Consider the following 18,450-nt stretch of genomic DNA (forward strand, 5'->3'; position numbering starts at 1 on the left):
TTGTTGTTTAGAGGGGAGAAATTGATATGTTAACTTCTAAAAAAATTGTTGTTTGTGTGACAGGTGGTATTGCTGTTTATAAGGCGGTTGCCCTTGTAAGTAAACTTACTCAAGCTGGAGCGGACGTAAAAGTAATGATGACGAAGTCTGCGATGGAATTTGTACAACCTTTAAGTTTTCAAGTAATGTCTCGGAATGATGTGTATTTTGACACATTTGATGAAAAAGATTCTAGCGTGATCGCGCATATTAATTTAGCTGACTGGGCAGATTTAGTAATTGTAGCACCAGCTACAGCTAATGTGATTGGCAAGCTTGCGAACGGGATTGCAGATGATATGGTGACGACGACTTTACTTGCGACTACCGCAAATGTTTGGATTGCACCTGCAATGAATGTGCATATGTATGAAAATGCTGCAGTCATACGTAATATTACACGACTTTCAAAAGACGGTTATTCATTTATCGAACCTTCTGAAGGTTTTTTGGCATGTGGTTATGTAGGGAAAGGCCGTTTAGAGGAACCAGAAAATATTGTGAAGCTTGTAGAAGATCATTTTTCACCAAAAGATTTACCTTTAAAAGGGCAAAAAGTAGTTGTGACGGCTGGTCCTACAAGAGAACTAATTGATCCTGTTCGCTTTTTAACGAATTTCTCAAGCGGGAAGATGGGTTATGCAATGGCGGAAGCTGCAGCTAATCTAGGTGCAGAAACGTTTTTAATTTCCGGTCCCGTTAGTATTGATGCTCCGGCAAACGTTACACTTATTTCTATTGAAAGTGCTAAAGAGATGTACGACGCTGTAATGGAGCGATTTGACACTGCTTCCATTGTCATTAAAACTGCGGCTGTCGCTGATTACAAACCGAAAGAAATACATAGTCAAAAAATGAAAAAGCAACAAGGGGATTCGACGATTGTTTTAGAGCGGACAAGCGATATTCTTGCAGAGCTTGGCAAAAGAAAGACGAACCAGCTACTAATCGGATTTGCAGCAGAAACAAATGATGTGATTCATTATGCAAAAGGTAAATTGGAAAAGAAAAATGCGGATTATATTGTTGCTAATGATGTGACAGAAGAAGGATCTGGATTTGGAACTGAAACAAATTCTGTTACTTTAGTAGGCAAGCATAATGTAGAAATGCATTTTGCTCATTTACCTAAAAAGGAGCTTGCACGTCAACTGCTTCAAACTATCCTAAAACTAGAAAAAGATGAACTGAAATGATCGTAGAAGTCATTGTTGATGTGTCTGCGTATCCAATTGACCGGCCATTTGATTATAGCGTACCTGAGCATTTGGAAGCTCTCGTTGAACGTGGGAGCCGTGTCCATGTCCCTTTTGGAAATCGTAAAGTGCAAGGGTTTATAACGAACATAAAAGAACAGACGGACTTTGATATATCCAAGTTAAAAGAAATTCAATCGATCATCGATGTGGAGCCAGTTGTAACGGAAGAGCTCTTACAATTATCCAAATGGCTTACGAATAAAACACTTTGCTATGAAATTGATGCACTCCAAGTTATGCTTCCAGCTGCTTTACGTGCTTCGTATAAGAAAAATATAAAGATAATCAATTCCTCTGAACTAGACGAAAACTTTTTGGCGTTGTTTGGGAAAAGAGAAGCTGTTTCTTATGATGTGATTGAAAAAGCTGGTTACTTGCGACAAATGAAAAAATATTTAACGCAAGGGACAGTGCAACTAGAGACGGTCATTAAACAGCATGCCAAAGCAAAAACGATTGCTAAGTATCATGTAGTAGCCAATAAAGAATTTATTCATGAACAATTAAGTAATCTCAATAAGACAGCAATCAAGCAAAAAGAATTAATGGAATGGTTATTAATTCAACAACAAGCTTCTTTTACAATGGAAGAATTGAAAGAAACGGCTAACTCAAATAGTAGTACGATTAAAGCATTAATCGAAAAAAATATTTTAGAAAAAGATAAAGAAGAAGTGTATCGTGAAATTTCTTCGTTAGAATACGATGACAAAGACCAAAGATTTCAACTGACAGAAGAACAATCAATGGCATTAGCAAAGATTAATCATGCTCAAGATAATGCAGAAAGCACGACATTCCTTGTCCATGGTATTACAGGCAGTGGGAAGACGGAAATTTACTTAAATGCGATCGAAAATTCAATCTTAAAAGGAAAGCAAGCAATCATGCTTGTTCCTGAAATTTCATTGACTCCGCAAATGACACGTCGTTTCAAATTGCGTTTTGGTGATCAAGTTGCTGTTATGCATAGTGGATTATCGGTGGGTGAAAAGTACGATGAATGGCGCAAAATTTGGCGCGGAGAAGTAAAGGTTGTCGTTGGTGCTAGGTCTGCCATCTTTGCTCCATTTAAAGATTTAGGCCTGATCATTTTAGACGAAGAACATGAATCTACTTACAAACAAGAAGATAATCCAAGGTATCATGCAAGAGATGTTGCGATTTGGCGTAGTGAGTTTCACAAATGCCCCGTTATACTAGGTAGTGCTACCCCTTCACTAGAATCGTACGCACGAGCATCTAAAGGTGTTTATACTTTGTTAACATTGAAAATGCGTGCGAAAGAGCAAGCATTGCCAACTGTGAATGTTGTCGATATGCGAGCAGAGCTGAAAAATGGGAATCGATCGATGTTTAGTATTGATCTAGCAGATGCTGTAAGAGAAAAGTTAGATAAAAAAGAGCAAATTGTGTTGTTTTTAAATAAACGTGGATTTTCTTCTTTTGTATTATGCCGGGACTGCGGAACAGTTGTGGAATGCAAACAATGTGATATTTCCCTTACGTATCACCGTGCTGGAGAGCAGCTTAAATGTCATTACTGTGGTCATGAAGAGCCAGTACCAACTAAATGTCCGGAATGTACGAGTGATCATATTCGTTTTTTTGGAACAGGTACACAAAAAGTCGAGGAAGAAATCGCGAAATTATTTCCTTATGCTAGAGTTCTTCGAATGGACGTAGACACAACTAGAACAAAAGGGTCCCATGAGCGAATTTTAAAACAGTTCGGAGACGGGGAAGCAGATATTTTACTTGGTACGCAAATGATTGCGAAAGGGTTAGACTTTCCAAATATAACGCTAGTAGGCGTGTTAAATGCTGATACCACTTTACATTTAGCAGATTTCCGTGCTGCGGAAAAAACATTCCAATTGATGACGCAGGTAAGTGGAAGAGCGGGTAGGCATGATAAAGAAGGAAAAGTGTATATACAAACCTATACTCCAGAACATTACGCGATTGAGCTTTCGAAAGATCAGTTGTTTGAACCTTTTTATCATAAAGAAATGCAAGTTCGGAAACAATATGAATATCCACCATTTTATTATTTAACATTAGTTCAAGTGACGCATGAAAATGTCCTAATTGCGTCTGAATATGCAAGGCTCGCGACGGATTGGTTAAGAGCTAATCTATCGGAGCAGACAATGGTTGTTGGACCAACGGCATGTGCTATCAGTAAGATACAAAATAGATATCGTTACCAATGTTTGATAAAATACAAAAAAGAACCCCTATTAATCGAAAAACTACAACAACTAATAAAAATTTATCGTACAGAGTGGATGAAAAAAGGAATCATTTTATCAATTGATTTAGATCCATCCACTATTTTATAAACGGTTTGAAAAGAGGAAAAGAAATGGCAATACGGCCAGTTATTACACATCCAAATGAAATACTTACGACAAAATGTACAGAAGTAAAAGCTTTTGATAAAAAACTAGCAACACTGTTAGATGATATGTACGACACAATGATTGCTTCCGATGGGATAGGACTTGCAGCGCCACAAGTTGGAGAAACAATTCAAGTCGCAATCGTCGACCTAGGAGAAGGACAAGAAATCATAGAAATGATTAATCCGGAAGTAGTCGAAATTGGCGGTTCTGAGATTGAAATAGAAGGCTGTTTAAGTTTTCCAGATATTTATGGGGAAGTGGAGCGTCCATTCTATGTTAAGGTGGAAGCGCAAGACCGAGATGGTGCTTTATATGAATTAGAAGCAGAGGATTATGAAGCAAGAGCCATTTTGCATGAAATAGATCATTTACACGGCGTTTTATTCACAACCAAAATCAAACGTTATGTAGATTTGGAAGAACTAGAGAATGAGGAGGAAGAAGCATGACAAATATTGTTTTCATGGGAACCCCTGCATTCTCTGCTCCAATATTACGAATGCTTGTAGAAGAAGGATATAATGTGTTAGCGGTTGTCACGCAGCCGGATCGTCCTGTTGGAAGAAAAAAAGTATTAACTGCTCCTCCAGTAAAAGAAGAAGCCGTGAAACTTGGACTTCCAGTAATTCAGCCTACCAAACTAAAAGGTTCGGAGGAATTAAAGGAAATTATTGCTTTAAATCCAGATCTAATCGTAACTGCTGCATTTGGACAACTATTACCAAAAGAGTTACTTGAAGTACCTGAGCTTGGCTCTATTAATGTGCATGCATCTTTGTTACCAGCTTATCGCGGAGGTGCACCGATTCATCAAGCCATTATCGATGGGCAAGAAAAAACAGGTGTAACAATTATGTATATGGAAGAAAAACTGGATGCAGGAGATATTATTTCGCAAAGTGAAATCTCTATAGAGCATACAGATGATACTGGTATCCTATTTGATAAGTTAAGTTCGGTTGGTTCAGATTTATTAAAAGAAACATTACCTTCCATCATTTCCAAAACAAATAACCGAGTGAAACAAGATGAATCGCAAGTGACATTTGCAAAAAATATTTCTCGTGAGCAAGAGAGAATCGATTGGAACAAATCTGCACTAGCTATACACAACCAAATACGTGGGTTGCACCCATGGCCCGTTGCTTATACGACGTCAGATAAACAATCCGTTAAAGTTTGGAAAGCAGCCACAATTCAAGTGAATACGAGAGAACAACCAGGAACAGTTGTGCAAATAGAGTCGGATTATTTTGTTGTTCAAACAGGATTTGAAGAAGCAATTCGAATAAATGAATTACAACCAGCTGGAAAAAAGAAAATGTCCGCAGTCGATTATTTGCGCGGAGTAGGTTCGAAATTGCGAATAGGAGATACATTTGAATGACAAAAAAACCAGAAAAAATTTGGACAGGTAATGTTCGTGATGCAGCACTTACAATATTAATGGCCGTTGAAAAGCAACAAGCTTATAGCAACTTATTATTACATCAAACGATAGAAAAATATACTATTGAAGATAAAGATCGTGCGTTACTTACCGAGTTAACGTATGGAACACTTCAATATAAAATGACTTTGGATTTTTATTTACAACCGTTCATCAAAGGAAAATTAGATGATTGGGTTTTACAGTTACTTCGTCTTTCTTTATATCAAATCCATTACTTATCACGAATTCCAGATCATGCGGCCGTGAATGAAGCAGTTAATATTGCTAAGAGAAGAGGACATAAAGGGATTTCTGGTGCTGTAAACGGGATTCTTCGATCAATTTTAAGAGAAGGTGTTCGTTCTACAGAAGAAATTAAAGATGAGGTAGAAAGACTTTCTATTGAAACAAGTCATCCTCTTTGGATGGTGAAGCGATTTGTTTCGGAATATGGCTACGAAACTACAGCAATAATGTTAAGAGAGAATAATGAACCCCCTGTGACTACGCTTCGTGTCAATTTATTTAAACGAACGGTGGAACAAGTACTTCATTTAATGACACAAGAAGGATATGTCGTGGCACAAAGCGAAGTTATCCCAGAGTGTATTTATTTATACAATAGTCAAGCTGCCAAAACGACTGCATTTCAAAAAGGTTTCGTGACAATACAAGACGAAAGTTCGATGATCCCTGCGTATGCACTTCAAGTAGAACCAGGAATGACCGTACTTGACATGTGTTCGGCTCCAGGAGGAAAAACGACACATATTGCAGAAAAAATGAAAAACAGTGGAAAGCTCATAGCGATGGATATCCATCAGCATAAACTAAAACTAGTGAAAGAAAATGCGGAAAGACTAGGCTTTAGCTTTATCGAAACGGTTGAAATGGATGGTCGTAAAGCAACGGAAGTTTATCCAGAACAAAGTTTTGATCGTATTTTAGTGGATGCACCATGCAGTGGTTTAGGTGTAATGAAGCGAAAACCAGATATTAAATACACAAAAAATGAAAAAGATTTTGCATCTCTTAAACCAATTCAACTGAATTTATTGGATGAAGCGTATAAACTGCTTAAACAAGATGGTCTGTTAGTTTATAGTACTTGTACAGTGGATCGAGATGAAAATGAAGGAACGGCTAAATTATTTTTAGAAGCTCATCCTGACATGCAACTTCAACCATTTCCAGACGTTATTAAAGGTATAAAAGTACAAGAGCAAGAAGGAATGCTTCAACTATTTCCGCAGGATTTAAGAAGTGATGGATTTTTTGTTTCGGTCTTTAGAAAAGCAGAAGGCAATCTTGAGCGGCTGGAGGCAAGACACTAGTAGATTCTGTATAGAGAAGTTGAGATTTCTTTCCATTTAAAAAGAGGTGAAGGAATAAATGAAGTTCGATGTTAAAACCGATGTCGGTATGAAAAGAATAGTAAATGAGGATCGGGTAGATGTCTTTGTTCGACCAGACGGACGGATTCTAGCTGTTGTTGCAGATGGAATGGGTGGACATAAAGCGGGTGATGTTGCAAGTGAAATAGCAATAACGGAGTTTGAAAAATATTTTGCAGCCTATAATCCTTCCATTGTGAAAGCGAAGGATTGGTTAACCTATACATTCCAGTCTATCAATCAGACAATTGCAAAGCATTCTTCCGTAACACCAGGTTGTGAAGGAATGGGTACTACTTTAATCGCCGGTTTGTTTGAAGGCTATAAAGGGATGATTGCCCACGTAGGAGATAGCCGGGTATATCAAGCATCTCCGAACGGAATATGGCAAATAACACGAGACCATTCCTTCGTAAATGTTTTAATTGATTCTGGTGAAATAACAGAAGCACAAGCAAAAAACCATCCGAAGAAAAATGTACTCATGAAAGCGGTAGGAACGGAGATATCTATTCAGCCTGATTTTTATGAGGTAGAATTTCGACCAAACTCTTACTTTCTATTTTGCACAGATGGTTTGAGTAACAAACTAAGTGAACCATTTATTCACACCATTCTTTATTCTGATCAGTCTATACAAGAAAAAGGTACGGTGCTCGTGGACGAAGCAAATTTAACTGGTGGAGAAGATAATATATCGTTAATATTATTATCTAATCATGATGAGGAGGTGTGAGGATGTTAATAGGCAAACGAATTAGCGGCAGATATAAGTTGCTAGAGATGATTGGCGGCGGTGGAATGTCGAATGTTTATTTGGCCCATGACATGATCTTAGATCGTGATGTTGCGATTAAAGTGTTGCGTTATGATTTTTCAAATGAAGAAGAGCTACGTCGCCGTTTTCAGCGTGAAGCATTATCTGCCACTAGCCTTACACACCCTAGTATAGTAAGTATATATGATGTAGGTGAGGACGAAGACATTCAATATATTGTAATGGAGTATGTGAAAGGGGAAACGTTAAAACAATACATACAAAGTGATGCGCCTATTTCTCCCAATAAATCAGTTACCATTATGAAGCAATTGACATCTGCTATTGCCAATGCACATAACAACCATATTATTCATCGCGATATTAAGCCACAGAATATATTATTGGATGAAGAAGGTAAGGTAAAAGTAACTGATTTTGGGATTGCTATGGCATTAAGTGCAACATCCTATACGCAAACCAACTCTGTGCTTGGAACTGTCCATTATTTATCACCTGAGCAAGCGCGGGGTGGAATGGCAACGAATAGATCAGATATTTATGCATTGGGAATAGTCCTATTTGAGCTATTGACAGGACAACTTCCTTTTTCAGGAGAATCAGCGGTATCTATTGCATTGAAGCATTTACAAACGGAAACGCCATCTATTAGAGCGATTATTCCTTCCATACCTCAAAGCCTCGAGAATGTGGTGTTAAAAGCAACGGCAAAAGATCCGAAAAATCGCTATCAATCTGCAGAGGAAATGGAAGAAGATTTAGCAACTGCATTATCTCCAGAAAGATTTGGAGAAGAAAAGTTCGTTGTTGCTATGGATGATGATGCAACAAAAGTTCTACCTGTTATTAAAGAACCTGTTTCTTTTGCAGAGGTATCGGAAACGAAAAAAATACCTACAATGACTACTTCAAAAGAAACGAAAGTAACGAAGAAAAACAAAAAGTGGAAGTTGATAGGTGGAGTTATTGCGGGAATTATAGCAATTGTACTTTTGACTTTCATTGTATTTCCAGGACTATTAAAACCTAGCAAAGTGGAAGTCCCGAATGTAGTAAATTTAGAATTAAAGCAGGCTATCGAACAATTAGAATCAGAAAGTTTTAAGGTTGGTGAACCAAAACTTGAGTATTCGGAAGATATTGAAGAAGGATATGTCATTCTAACAAACCCCGAGGCAGGAAAGCTTCGCGAAAAAGGAACGGAGATTGCCCTGGTTGTGTCATCCGGTAAAGAGTCTTCTGAGCTTTCTGATTATAGGGGTAGAGATATTGAACAAGTGAAGGCATTGCTACAAAACCAAGATTTACGCTCGTTAGAAACTAAAGAAGTGTATTCTTATGAGCCTATTGGCACTATTTTGGAACAAGATCCAGTAGCTGGAGAAAATATCATTCCATCCGAAACGGATTTACTATTTACTGTTAGTAAAGGACAAGATTTACGTACAGTGAATGATTTGACTGGTTATAACGAGAAAGCTTTGAGTGATTACGAGAAGACTTCCGGTTTTAAAATTAACATAGCTGAAAGAAAGAACTCTGATACAGTCACAAAAGGAAACGTAATAAGTCAATTACCGTTGCCTAATAGCAAATTAGCGCCAGGAAGTCCAATAGAAGTTGTTCTATCAGATGGACCTAAAGCAGCTCGAACAAAACTGTTTGTAAAATCAATCACTATTCCATACGAACCAGCTGAGGAAGAGACTGGCGAGGTTGAAGTTAAACATGTTGTTCGCATTTATATACAAGATAAAACAAGAACAATGGCAGAACCGACGGAAGAATTTATCTTAACGGAACCAGTAGAAAAAGTATTAAATTTAGAAATTACAGAAGGGCAAAAAGCTGCCTATCGTGTGATGGTCGATTCAACTGTATTCAAAGAAGAAACCATTGATTTTAATGAAATAGATTAGGGAGGTATCGGATGCCGACAGGACAAATTAGAAAAGCGTTGAGCGGATTTTATTATGTTTATGATAATAATCAATTAATCCAATGCCGCGGACGCGGTGTATTTAGAAATAGAGGAGAATCGCCGCTAGTCGGTGACTTTGTCGATTATACAGTAGAAGGGAACAATGACGGTACAATTACGGTTATTCATGAGCGAAAAAATAGTCTCGTTCGCCCACCTATCGCCAATATCGATCAAGCCATATTAGTGTTTTCTGTGAAAGAACCAGACTTTAATACGATCTTATTAGACCGTTTTTTAGTCGTACTAGAGTCTTTTCATATCGAACCCATTATTTGTTTAACGAAAAGTGATTTGTTAGATGAAAAAATGGAGGAAACCATTAAAACATATATAAAAGAATACGAACAAATTGGTTATCAAGTCTTCATGACTTTTAAAGACGATCCACAATTTGATAATAAAATTACTCCTTTATTGAAAGGGAAAACAACCGTGCTTGCGGGACAATCTGGTGTAGGGAAATCGACGCTGCTAAATACGATTCTACCCACATTAAACTTAAAAACGGGTGTTATTTCGGATGCGTTAGGTCGAGGGAAGCATACGACTAGACATGTTGAACTAATAGAGGTTTGTGGTGGTTTGCTTGCTGATACACCAGGTTTTAGCTCTTTTGAATTTGACTTAATGGAAAAAGAAGAGCTTTCTAGTTGTTTTCCTGAATTTGTAGAGATACAAGATGAATGCAAATATAGAGGATGTATGCATGTAAATGAGCCGAAATGTGCTGTAAAAGAAGCTATAGAGACTGGAAAAATAAAAGATTATCGCTATAAACACTATTTACAGTTTTTTAATGAAATTCTGGAAAGAAAGCCGAGGTACTAAACATGGTAAAAATTGCTCCATCGATTTTAGCTGCAAATTTTGCGAAGCTTGGGGAAGAAGTAGTAGAAGTGGAAAAGGCGGGCGCAGAACTCATTCATATTGATGTAATGGATGGCCACTTTGTTCCGAATATTACAATGGGGCCGATTGTGGTAGAAGCATTAAGACCATTAACAAAACTTCCATTAGACGTACATTTAATGATCGAAAATGCAGACCAATACATCGAAGCATTTGCAAAAGCTGGTGCTGATTATATTACTGTTCATGTGGAAGCTTGTCCTCATCTTCATCGCACGATTCAATTAATTCGTTCTTTTGGAGTAAAACCAGGAGTAGTATTAAATCCACATACTCCAGTTGAATCAATTCAGCATGTATTAGAGGATATAGATATGGTTCTATTTATGACAGTTAATCCAGGTTTTGGTGGTCAAAAGTTTATACATTCAGTTGTTCCAAAAGTAAAACAATTGGCAGATATTGTGAAGGAAAGAAATTTGTCGATTGAAATAGAGATTGATGGCGGGATAAATGAAGAAACGATCATTCCATGTGTGGAAGCTGGAGCTACGATATTTGTGGCAGGCTCTGCAATTTATAATGCTCCGGATAAGAGGAAAGCTTTGCAAGCAATAAAAGATGCTGGACTTAGAGCTAAGACAAAATGAAAAGCGTCATTGTTTGTGCAGGAGGACCAGTAGAGGAAGTTGTTGATTTTAAACAGCTTCCTTTTTCTAAAGAAGAAACTGTATTTATCGGAGCAGATCGGGGAGCTCTTCATTTATTGACAAATGGAATTACGCCAAATGAAATCATTGGTGATTTTGATTCTTTACTAGAAGAGGAATATCAATTTCTCAAAAAGTCTGTGGAAAAAATGACCATTATGCACCCAGAGAAAGATGAGACGGATACGCATTTAGCTATACTTAGAGCCTTAACTTACAATCCAGATTCAGTAATTTTAACTGCAGTAACAGGTGGTAGACTGGATCATTATGAAGCTGTTTTGCATGATATGGTAAGATTTCAAAGGGAATACCCTGAGATTGTTTTTTATATTCGTAATAAGCAAAATATTATTCGTTTTTTATTGCCTGGAACGCATGAAATTGACCAGGATTATTACTTTAAATATATCTCTTTCTTCTCATTTGGAGAAACAGTAGAAGGTATTTCACTTCGAGGATTTTTATATGAAGTAACCGAAGAAAATATTTCGATAGGCAATGCAAAATTTACTAGTAATCAAGTAAGTGGACGAAATGGTACTATCTCTATTACCGCTGGCATATGTTTAATGATAAGAAGCAGCGACTAAAAGGGAGGAATTGTGTGAAGGTTTACACATTTAGATTACCTAAATCAGTTAGTAGTATTATGAGAGTTTGTATTCGCATGTTTAGAAAAGAAGAAGTGAAGAAAGAGTAACGTGTCCTTGCCTTGATCGCCACATTACTTACTCTATTATTGGAAAATGTTAGTGAATTAGGAAGTGACCGAGTCGCTTCCTAATTCACTTTTTTCGGTAATCTTGTGATCGAAGTCTACATGGATTGTGTTGTTTCCTGAAAATGAAAAAATGCCAGGTCGACAATTGTCAACCTGGCATTAATTATGAGTACGATTAAACGCGCTCAACTTTTCCTGATTTCATAGCTCTAGCAGAAACCCATACACGTTTAGGTTTACCGTTTACAAGAATACGGACCTTTTGAAGGTTTGCCCCCCATGTACGCTTAGTAGCGTTCATTGCGTGAGAACGAGCATTACCAGAACGAGCTTTACGCCCTGTGATTGCACATACTTTTGGCATTATATTTCCTCCTTTAAAAAAGAAGCTGAAAGTTTTTTTCAGTTCGTTATTTCACATACTTTAATAATTTACCACAGACTTTTATGAAGTGCAAGGCTTATCAAGAAAAAAACCTTTACACACTAAAATTGCTTTAAACACTATTAATGTTTCCTTAATGAACAATCTTCCCATATAATATAATATAAAATGAAATAGTATTAGTGTAAACGCTCTCTTTTATAATTATAAAGCGTGTAGTACAATTATGGATAGTCAAAAAGGACTTAGGAGGTTTCATTATGTCAATTGAATTGAAAAATGAATTCGGTCAAATTGATATATCACAAGATGCGATCGCACAAATTGCCGGCGGAGCTGCTATGGAATGTTACGGGATAGTTGGTATGGCCTCAAAGCATCAAATAAGAGATGGTTTAACAGATATATTAAGAAAAGAAAATTTTACAAGAGGTGTAATTGTAAGACAAGAAAAAGAAGACTTACATATTGATATGTATATTATTGTTAGTTACGGAATAAAAATTTCTGAAATAGCTTATCAAGTACAATCGAAAGTAAAATACACTCTAAAAAAATCTCTTAGTATGTCAGTGAAATCCGTTAATGTATATGTACAAGGAGCTCGCGTGGCAAGCGTGTAAATGAGGGAGAGAAAACAATGAAATCAATTAATGGTATACAGTTTGCAGATATGGTCAAAATGGGTGCTCATCACCTATTTCAAAATGCGGACTATGTGGATGCTTTGAATGTATTCCCAGTTCCTGATGGAGACACGGGTACAAATATGAATTTATCTATGACCTCTGGTGCAAAAGAAATAGCTGCGCACACCGTAGAACATATTGGTAAAACAGCACAAGCTTTATCGAAAGGTTTACTCATGGGGGCAAGAGGTAACTCTGGAGTCATTTTATCTCAGTTATTTCGAGGATTTGGAAAGTCTGTGGAGCAGCTTTCGACGGTAGACACCAAACAATTTGCTCAGGCTTTAAATTACGGAGTAGAAACAGCGTATAAAGCCGTAATGAAGCCTGTTGAAGGAACAATCTTAACAGTTGCAAAAGATTCAGCTAAGAAAGCGGTAGATGTTAGTAAAACGGAAGAAGATATTTGTTTGCTAATGGAGAAAATTGTAATAGAGGCGAAGGCATCTTTAAATCGAACACCAGATTTATTGCCGGTACTAAAAGAAGTTGGCGTTGTGGATAGTGGTGGACAAGGATTAGTATTTGTTTATGAAGGATTTTTAGCTAGCTTAAAGGGCGAAGCATTACCAGAAAAAACAGTAAGCTCGTCGATGGATGATTTAGTAAGTGCTGAACATCATAAAAATGTGCAAAGCTTCATGGATACTGCTGATATTGAGTTTGGATTTTGTACGGAATTTATGGTTCGATTCGAAGAAGGTAAAAAAGTATTTGATGAAACAGCTTTTCGGAATGATTTAAGTGCATATGGTGATTCCCTATTAGTTATTTCGGATGATGAAATTGCAAAAATTCATATTCACTCCGAAACACCTGGTGAAGTTTTAACATATGGTCAACAATATGGAGACTTAATCAAAATCAAGATCGAAAACATGCGTCAGCAACATACTGAGATTGTAGGAGAAGGCTATACAAAAGAAGCTCCAACCAAAAAAGCTCAAGTTCATCCTTATGCAGTTGTTACCGTTGCGATGGGTGAAGGCATATCAGAGCTTCTGAAAAGCTTAGGTGCATCCGCTGTAATTGAAGGCGGGCAAACGATGAATCCCTCAACGGAAGATATTGTAAAAGCTATTGAAGCGGTTGGTGCGGAGCGTGTATTAATATTACCAAATAATAAAAATATTATTATGGCTGCAGAGCAAGCGGCAGAAGTTTTAGGTATTGAAGCGGCGGTTGTACCAACTAAAACACTTCCTCAAGGAATGGCAGCAATTTTAGCATTCAATGCACAGGCTACTGTGGAAGAAAACAAAAAGAATATGACAGAAGCGTTTGCACATGTAAAAACGGGGCAAGTGACTTTTGCAGTGCGTGATACCTCGATTGATGGCGTGGAAATTAAGAAAGATGATTTCATGGCAATTGCAGAAGGAAAAATTATTCTATCTACGCCATCTCGAGAAGAAGCAGCGACAAAACTTGCACAATCGCTTATTGATGAGAATGCAGAAATTGTGACAATTATCTACGGTGAAGATGTTTCGAAAGAAGAAGCTTCGAATTTTGCAGCTTTTATAGAAGAACAGTTTGAAGATTTAGAAATTGAATTATATAACGGTAAACAACCATTATACCCATACATTTTATCTGTGGAATAATCGGAAGCCACGTGAGAATTTTTTCGTGGCTTTTTAAAAGAATTACTTTTATGGTCTACAGTATACATGAGTTAGCTGTAATTGAAAAAAATAGATAGCAAACATTGATAAAGTAGCGCTTAGCGGACGAAATTGCATCTTCGTCCGCTTTTAAAAGAGTAGGGAAGGATCTATTCTCTCATTAACCAAACTTTAAGCACCTTGTCTTTACACATTTCAAGAGAGCGGCGGACAAACATCCACCACAAGATTACCGGAAAAAATGGATCGTGAAGTGACTCAGTCACTTCACGATCCACAAAAATTCCCTCGTTAATAGTGTAGCTGATGTTTAGTCCAAAGCACTCTGGAATCGGTTAAGGCAAAATGCACTTAAAGAAATCTAGTGTTTTCCTAAATAATATCTCATTCTTTAATCTCTATTCATTTGCGCTTATGGAATATTGAGATGCTTAGATTGATTAGTGTTATCTCATCAATGTTTTGTTTAATATGGGCATACAGTGTAAAATAGAAGAAAAATATAAAATTGGGGGTCTATGCAATGAAGTTCAAATCTGTTTTTGACATAATTGGACCTGTTATGATCGGACCATCCTCCTCGCATACTGCTGGAGCGGCTCGAATCGGGAGAGTAGCAAGAGATTTATTTGGTAAACAACCTACATGGGCTAAAATACATTTATATGGATCTTTTGCAGAAACGTATAAAGGTCATGGAACAGATGTTGCGATTATTGGTGGATTGCTAGATTATGATACTTTTGACGAACGTATTAAAACCGCTTTTGAAGATGCTGAAAAAGCGGGGCTTACCTTTGAGTTCATTCCGGAGACAGCACATACTGAACATCCTAATACAGCCCGAATTGTCATTGGCGATGGGCATCAAGAAATGTCCTTGGTTGGTATATCAATTGGTGGAGGGAAAATAGAAATTACCGAGTTAAATGGTTTTCCACTTAGACTTTCGGGGAATCTAGCGGCGATTTTGGTCGTACATGAAGACCGATCGGGTTGTATTGCAAACGTTGCCAATTGTTTAGCGAAATACGATATAAATATTGGTCATATGGAAGTTTCTCGAAAAGAAAAAGGAAATATGGCATTAATGATTATCGAAGTCGATCAAAATGTTGAGACACATATACTAGAAGAGATAGGTGCTTTACCTAATATTACACAAGTAACAAGAATAGCGGACTAAGGGGGAAAACGAATGGAATTTTTATTTCATAATGTTCGTGAATTAGTTGATTTAGCGAATAAAGAGCAGAAACTTATTTCAGAAATCATGATTGAACAAGAAATTATAATAACAGGTCGTTCAAGAGAAGAAATTATGGAACAAATGGATCGTAATTTGACTGTAATGGAAGAAGCGGTGGAAAAGGGATTAAAAGGTGTTCACTCAAAGTCCGGTTTAACAGGTGGAGATGCGGTACTGCTTCAAGCATATATGCAAAAAGGGAATACGTTATCGGGTGAATTAATGCTTGATGCAGTAAGTAAAGCGGTTGCAACGAATGAAGTAAATGCAGCGATGGGGACAATTTGTGCAACTCCGACTGCTGGTTCAGCTGGAGTCGTGCCTGGTACATTATTTGCAGTGAAAAACAAATTGAATCCAACGAGAGAACAGATGATTCGCTATTTGTTTAATGCTGGAGCATTTGGTTTTGTAGTTGCGAACAATGCATCAATATCTGGAGCAGCTGGTGGCTGTCAAGCGGAAGTGGGCTCGGCGGCAGGTATGGCTGCTGCTGCAATCGTAGAAATGGCTGGCGGAACCCCGGAACAAAGCTCTACAGCATTTGCAATTACACTTAAAAATATGCTCGGTTTAGTTTGTGATCCTGTCGCTGGTCTTGTAGAAGTTCCTTGTGTGAAACGTAACGCGATGGGTGCTTCGAACTCATTAGTGGCTGCAGATATGGCACTCGCGGGTGTAACTAGTCGGATTCCTTGTGATGAAGTAATTGATGCGATGTATAAAATTGGTCAAACAATGCCTACAGCACTTAAAGAAACAGCTCAAGGCGGGCTTGCCGCAACTCCTACTGGAAAATGGTTAGAAGCTAAAATCTTTGGTGGAGCGGTAGTAGGAAGTGAAAACTAAAAAAAATGAGTTAGTTACTTCCTTAAAAGGAGTGGGAAGTAGTATAGCTAACGCATTAAATGAATTAGGAATTGTCTCTTTAGAAGATTTAGTTATGACATTTCCATATCGACATGAGGACTTTCGATTAAAAAATTTAGCAGAAACTGCACATAATGAGCGAGTAACGGTGGAAGGAAGGGTCGAAAGTGAACCTTCTCTTCTTTTTTTAGGGAAAAGTAAATCGAGATTGCAAGTTCGTTTACTTGCAGGTCAACATCTCATAAAAGCTGTGTTTTTCAATCAAGCGTATTTAAAAACGAAAATTATTCCAGGTTCAGTTATTACAGTTACAGGCAAATGGGACAGAGGTAGACAAGTTATAAATGTTACTACTTTTTCCGCAGGACCTAAAACTGATCAACAAGATTTTGAACCGGTTTATTCCTTGAAAGGTACTATTAACCAAAAGACTTTCCGTAAGTTTATGCGACAAGCTTTAGATGAAGTGGATGGGCATTTAATAGATCCATTACCTGATTCAATTAGGGTTCCGTATCGATTACCAAGTATATCGGAAGCGTTAGAAGGAATACATTTTCCGCAAAATGCGGATCATTCCAAAGATGCTAGAAGGCGTTTTGTATATGAGGAATTACTCATTTTTCAGCTTAAGATGCAGGCCATTAAAAAAGTGCGGAAAGAGCAAAATGTTGGAAATAGCGTTTCCTTTCATAATGATTTACTAAAGAAATTAATCGAAACTTTGCCATACGAACTTACAAATGCTCAAAAAAGAGTTGTCAATGAAATTTGTCGAGATATGAAAGAACCCCATCGAATGAATCGTCTATTGCAGGGAGATGTAGGTTCAGGGAAAACAATCGTTGCAGCTATTTGTTTGTACGCAGCCATTACAGCTGGTTACCAAGGGGCTCTTATGGCACCAACGGAAATTCTTGCGGAGCAACATGCTAGTTCACTAGATGAATGGCTATCTCCTATAGGTGTTCGAATCGCACTACTTACAGGTTCTACAAAAGCGAAGGCACGTAGAAGTGTTTTAGAAAATTTAGAGGCGGGTAATATTGATTTATTGATCGGAACACATGCATTGATACAGCCTGATGTAACATTTAAACAACTGGGTTTAGTTATTACAGATGAACAGCATCGATTTGGTGTCGAACAACGTAGAGTTCTGAAGGAAAAAGGAGAAAATCCAGATGTATTATTTATGACGGCAACTCCGATACCAAGAACTTTGGCGATTACTGCTTTTGGTGAAATGGATGTATCGATTATTGACGAAATGCCTGCTGGAAGAAAGAAAATTGATACCCATTGGATGAAGCATGAGCAACTCCATAAAATTATTGTTCGTCTGAAAAAAGAATTAGCGAATGGAAGACAGGCCTATATTATTTGTCCACTAATTGAAGAGTCAGAAAAACTGGATGTACAAAATGCGGTGGATGTCTACAATATGATGGCTGCTGATTTGGGAGCCGATTATTCTGTAGGTTTAATGCATGGTCGACTTCATCCAGATGAAAAAGAGCAAGTGATGAGAGACTTTTCTGAAGGGAAAGTGAAAGTACTTGTTTCCACAACAGTTGTAGAAGTAGGAGTGAATGTACCAAATGCTACTTTTATGATTATCTTTGATGCTGAACGTTTTGGACTTGCGCAACTTCACCAGTTAAGAGGGCGTGTTGGTCGTGGAGAGCATCAGTCTTATTGTATTCTGCTAGCAGATCCTAAATCAGAAGAAGGAAAAGAACGCATGACGTCGATGACAGAAACAAATGACGGATTTGTTTTGGCGGAGAAAGATTTAGAATTGCGAGGCCCTGGAGACTTTTTTGGACGAAAACAAAGTGGTTTGCCTGAATTTAAAGTGGCAGATCTTGTCCATGATTATCGTGCATTGAATACGGCAAAAGTTGATGCGGAAAGGCTATTAAACTCCGATGATTTTTGGAAGTCGGAAGAAATGGAAGGTCTTCGCAAAATACTAATACATTCAAAAGCATTAGACGGAGAACGAATTGATTAGCCAGAATGCAAGAATGATTTTGAATCAATTCTTGC

At 37.6% G+C, this 18,450-nt stretch carries 17 protein-coding genes; 16 read left to right on the forward strand and 1 reads right to left on the reverse strand.

Going from position 1 to position 18,450, the window contains the following annotated elements; translation table 11 throughout:
• Positions 1 to 26 precede the first annotated feature (26 nt).
• The 11 genes from coaBC to spoVM are packed head-to-tail and all read left to right on the forward strand — an operon-like array spanning position 27 to position 11,556.
• Positions 27 to 1,235 (forward strand): bifunctional phosphopantothenoylcysteine decarboxylase/phosphopantothenate--cysteine ligase CoaBC, encoded by a 1,209-nt coding sequence (coaBC, locus tag ACEPXD_RS06220; RefSeq protein WP_391121111.1) that lies wholly within the window; start codon positions 27 to 29, stop codon positions 1,233 to 1,235.
• The gene (priA, locus tag ACEPXD_RS06225; protein WP_391121114.1) at positions 1,232 to 3,643 is read left to right on the forward strand and encodes a primosomal protein N'; all 2,412 of its coding nucleotides are present in this window, start codon (positions 1,232 to 1,234) and stop codon (positions 3,641 to 3,643) included. The genes coaBC and priA overlap by 4 nt, the downstream gene beginning before the upstream one ends.
• Positions 3,644 to 3,666: 23 nt before the next feature.
• Entirely contained in the window at positions 3,667 to 4,155 is a 489-nt protein-coding gene (gene def / locus ACEPXD_RS06230; protein WP_391121116.1) for a peptide deformylase, read from the forward strand.
• Complete coding sequence (fmt, locus tag ACEPXD_RS06235) at positions 4,152 to 5,093, forward strand: methionyl-tRNA formyltransferase (protein ID WP_391121119.1); 942 nt, start codon at positions 4,152 to 4,154, stop codon at positions 5,091 to 5,093. Before def ends, fmt begins: the two co-directional genes overlap by 4 nt.
• On the forward strand, positions 5,090 to 6,472 hold the full coding sequence (gene rsmB, locus ACEPXD_RS06240) for a 16S rRNA (cytosine(967)-C(5))-methyltransferase RsmB (RefSeq protein WP_391121122.1): 1,383 nt from the start codon (positions 5,090 to 5,092) through the stop codon (positions 6,470 to 6,472). Before fmt ends, rsmB begins: the two co-directional genes overlap by 4 nt.
• A 58-nt stretch (positions 6,473 to 6,530) precedes the next feature.
• The gene (locus tag ACEPXD_RS06245) at positions 6,531 to 7,268 is read left to right on the forward strand and encodes a Stp1/IreP family PP2C-type Ser/Thr phosphatase (protein WP_391121125.1); all 738 of its coding nucleotides are present in this window, start codon (positions 6,531 to 6,533) and stop codon (positions 7,266 to 7,268) included.
• 2 nt (positions 7,269 to 7,270) lie between these two features.
• A complete protein-coding gene (gene pknB, locus ACEPXD_RS06250) occupies positions 7,271 to 9,229 on the forward strand; it encodes a Stk1 family PASTA domain-containing Ser/Thr kinase (protein ID WP_391121128.1) in 1,959 nt (652 codons plus the stop codon).
• 11 nt (positions 9,230 to 9,240) lie between these two features.
• The gene (gene rsgA, locus ACEPXD_RS06255) at positions 9,241 to 10,122 is read left to right on the forward strand and encodes a ribosome small subunit-dependent GTPase A (protein WP_391121132.1); all 882 of its coding nucleotides are present in this window, start codon (positions 9,241 to 9,243) and stop codon (positions 10,120 to 10,122) included.
• 2 nt (positions 10,123 to 10,124) lie between these two features.
• The gene (gene rpe / locus ACEPXD_RS06260; protein ID WP_391121135.1) at positions 10,125 to 10,793 is read left to right on the forward strand and encodes a ribulose-phosphate 3-epimerase; all 669 of its coding nucleotides are present in this window, start codon (positions 10,125 to 10,127) and stop codon (positions 10,791 to 10,793) included.
• Entirely contained in the window at positions 10,790 to 11,446 is a 657-nt protein-coding gene (locus ACEPXD_RS06265) for a thiamine diphosphokinase (protein WP_391121138.1), read from the forward strand. Before rpe ends, ACEPXD_RS06265 begins: the two co-directional genes overlap by 4 nt.
• A gap of 14 nt (positions 11,447 to 11,460) precedes the next feature.
• Positions 11,461 to 11,556 carry a stage V sporulation protein SpoVM gene (gene spoVM / locus ACEPXD_RS06270; protein WP_151699433.1) on the forward strand — a complete coding sequence of 32 codons (96 nt, stop codon included), beginning with the start codon at positions 11,461 to 11,463 and terminating at the stop codon, positions 11,554 to 11,556.
• Between the two features lie 196 nt (positions 11,557 to 11,752).
• Here spoVM and rpmB read toward each other — a convergent pair whose 3' ends face one another.
• A complete protein-coding gene (gene rpmB / locus ACEPXD_RS06275) occupies positions 11,753 to 11,941 on the reverse strand; it encodes a 50S ribosomal protein L28 (protein ID WP_391121141.1) in 189 nt (62 codons plus the stop codon).
• Positions 11,942 to 12,222: 281 nt separating this feature from the next.
• Here rpmB and ACEPXD_RS06280 point away from each other — a divergent pair, with 281 nt between their 5' ends.
• From ACEPXD_RS06280 to recG, 5 genes are all read left to right on the forward strand, one after another.
• Positions 12,223 to 12,585 carry an Asp23/Gls24 family envelope stress response protein gene (locus tag ACEPXD_RS06280; RefSeq protein ID WP_391121144.1) on the forward strand — a complete coding sequence of 121 codons (363 nt, stop codon included), beginning with the start codon at positions 12,223 to 12,225 and terminating at the stop codon, positions 12,583 to 12,585.
• Between the two features lie 17 nt (positions 12,586 to 12,602).
• A complete protein-coding gene (locus tag ACEPXD_RS06285; RefSeq protein WP_391121147.1) occupies positions 12,603 to 14,258 on the forward strand; it encodes a DAK2 domain-containing protein in 1,656 nt (551 codons plus the stop codon).
• A 544-nt stretch (positions 14,259 to 14,802) separates the two neighbouring features.
• Positions 14,803 to 15,465, forward strand: coding sequence for an L-serine ammonia-lyase, iron-sulfur-dependent subunit beta (gene sdaAB, locus ACEPXD_RS06290; RefSeq protein ID WP_391121149.1), 663 nt, complete (start codon positions 14,803 to 14,805; stop codon positions 15,463 to 15,465).
• Positions 15,466 to 15,477: 12 nt separating this feature from the next.
• Complete coding sequence (gene sdaAA, locus ACEPXD_RS06295) at positions 15,478 to 16,377, forward strand: L-serine ammonia-lyase, iron-sulfur-dependent, subunit alpha (RefSeq protein WP_391121151.1); 900 nt, start codon at positions 15,478 to 15,480, stop codon at positions 16,375 to 16,377.
• Positions 16,367 to 18,415, forward strand: a complete 2,049-nt coding sequence (recG, locus tag ACEPXD_RS06300) for an ATP-dependent DNA helicase RecG (RefSeq protein WP_391121153.1) — start codon at positions 16,367 to 16,369, stop codon at positions 18,413 to 18,415. The genes sdaAA and recG overlap by 11 nt, the downstream gene beginning before the upstream one ends.
• Positions 18,416 to 18,450: the final 35 nt, after the last annotated feature.

This window comes from Psychrobacillus sp. L3 (genome assembly GCF_042945595.1).
GTDB lineage: Bacteria > Bacillota > Bacilli > Bacillales_A > Planococcaceae > Psychrobacillus.

Coding starts and splice junctions, on each gene's coding strand:
- coaBC (WP_391121111.1), top strand. CDS start 27: ATGTTAACTTCTAAAAAAATTGTTGTTTGTGTGACAGGTGGTATTGCT.
- priA (WP_391121114.1), top strand. CDS start 1,232: ATGATCGTAGAAGTCATTGTTGATGTGTCTGCGTATCCAATTGACCGG.
- def (WP_391121116.1), top strand. CDS start 3,667: ATGGCAATACGGCCAGTTATTACACATCCAAATGAAATACTTACGACA.
- fmt (WP_391121119.1), top strand. CDS start 4,152: ATGACAAATATTGTTTTCATGGGAACCCCTGCATTCTCTGCTCCAATA.
- rsmB (WP_391121122.1), top strand. CDS start 5,090: ATGACAAAAAAACCAGAAAAAATTTGGACAGGTAATGTTCGTGATGCA.
- ACEPXD_RS06245 (WP_391121125.1), top strand. CDS start 6,531: ATGAAGTTCGATGTTAAAACCGATGTCGGTATGAAAAGAATAGTAAAT.
- pknB (WP_391121128.1), top strand. CDS start 7,271: ATGTTAATAGGCAAACGAATTAGCGGCAGATATAAGTTGCTAGAGATG.
- rsgA (WP_391121132.1), top strand. CDS start 9,241: ATGCCGACAGGACAAATTAGAAAAGCGTTGAGCGGATTTTATTATGTT.
- rpe (WP_391121135.1), top strand. CDS start 10,125: ATGGTAAAAATTGCTCCATCGATTTTAGCTGCAAATTTTGCGAAGCTT.
- ACEPXD_RS06265 (WP_391121138.1), top strand. CDS start 10,790: ATGAAAAGCGTCATTGTTTGTGCAGGAGGACCAGTAGAGGAAGTTGTT.
- rpmB (WP_391121141.1), bottom strand. CDS start 11,941: ATGCCAAAAGTATGTGCAATCACAGGGCGTAAAGCTCGTTCTGGTAAT.
- ACEPXD_RS06280 (WP_391121144.1), top strand. CDS start 12,223: ATGTCAATTGAATTGAAAAATGAATTCGGTCAAATTGATATATCACAA.
- ACEPXD_RS06285 (WP_391121147.1), top strand. CDS start 12,603: ATGAAATCAATTAATGGTATACAGTTTGCAGATATGGTCAAAATGGGT.
- sdaAB (WP_391121149.1), top strand. CDS start 14,803: ATGAAGTTCAAATCTGTTTTTGACATAATTGGACCTGTTATGATCGGA.
- sdaAA (WP_391121151.1), top strand. CDS start 15,478: ATGGAATTTTTATTTCATAATGTTCGTGAATTAGTTGATTTAGCGAAT.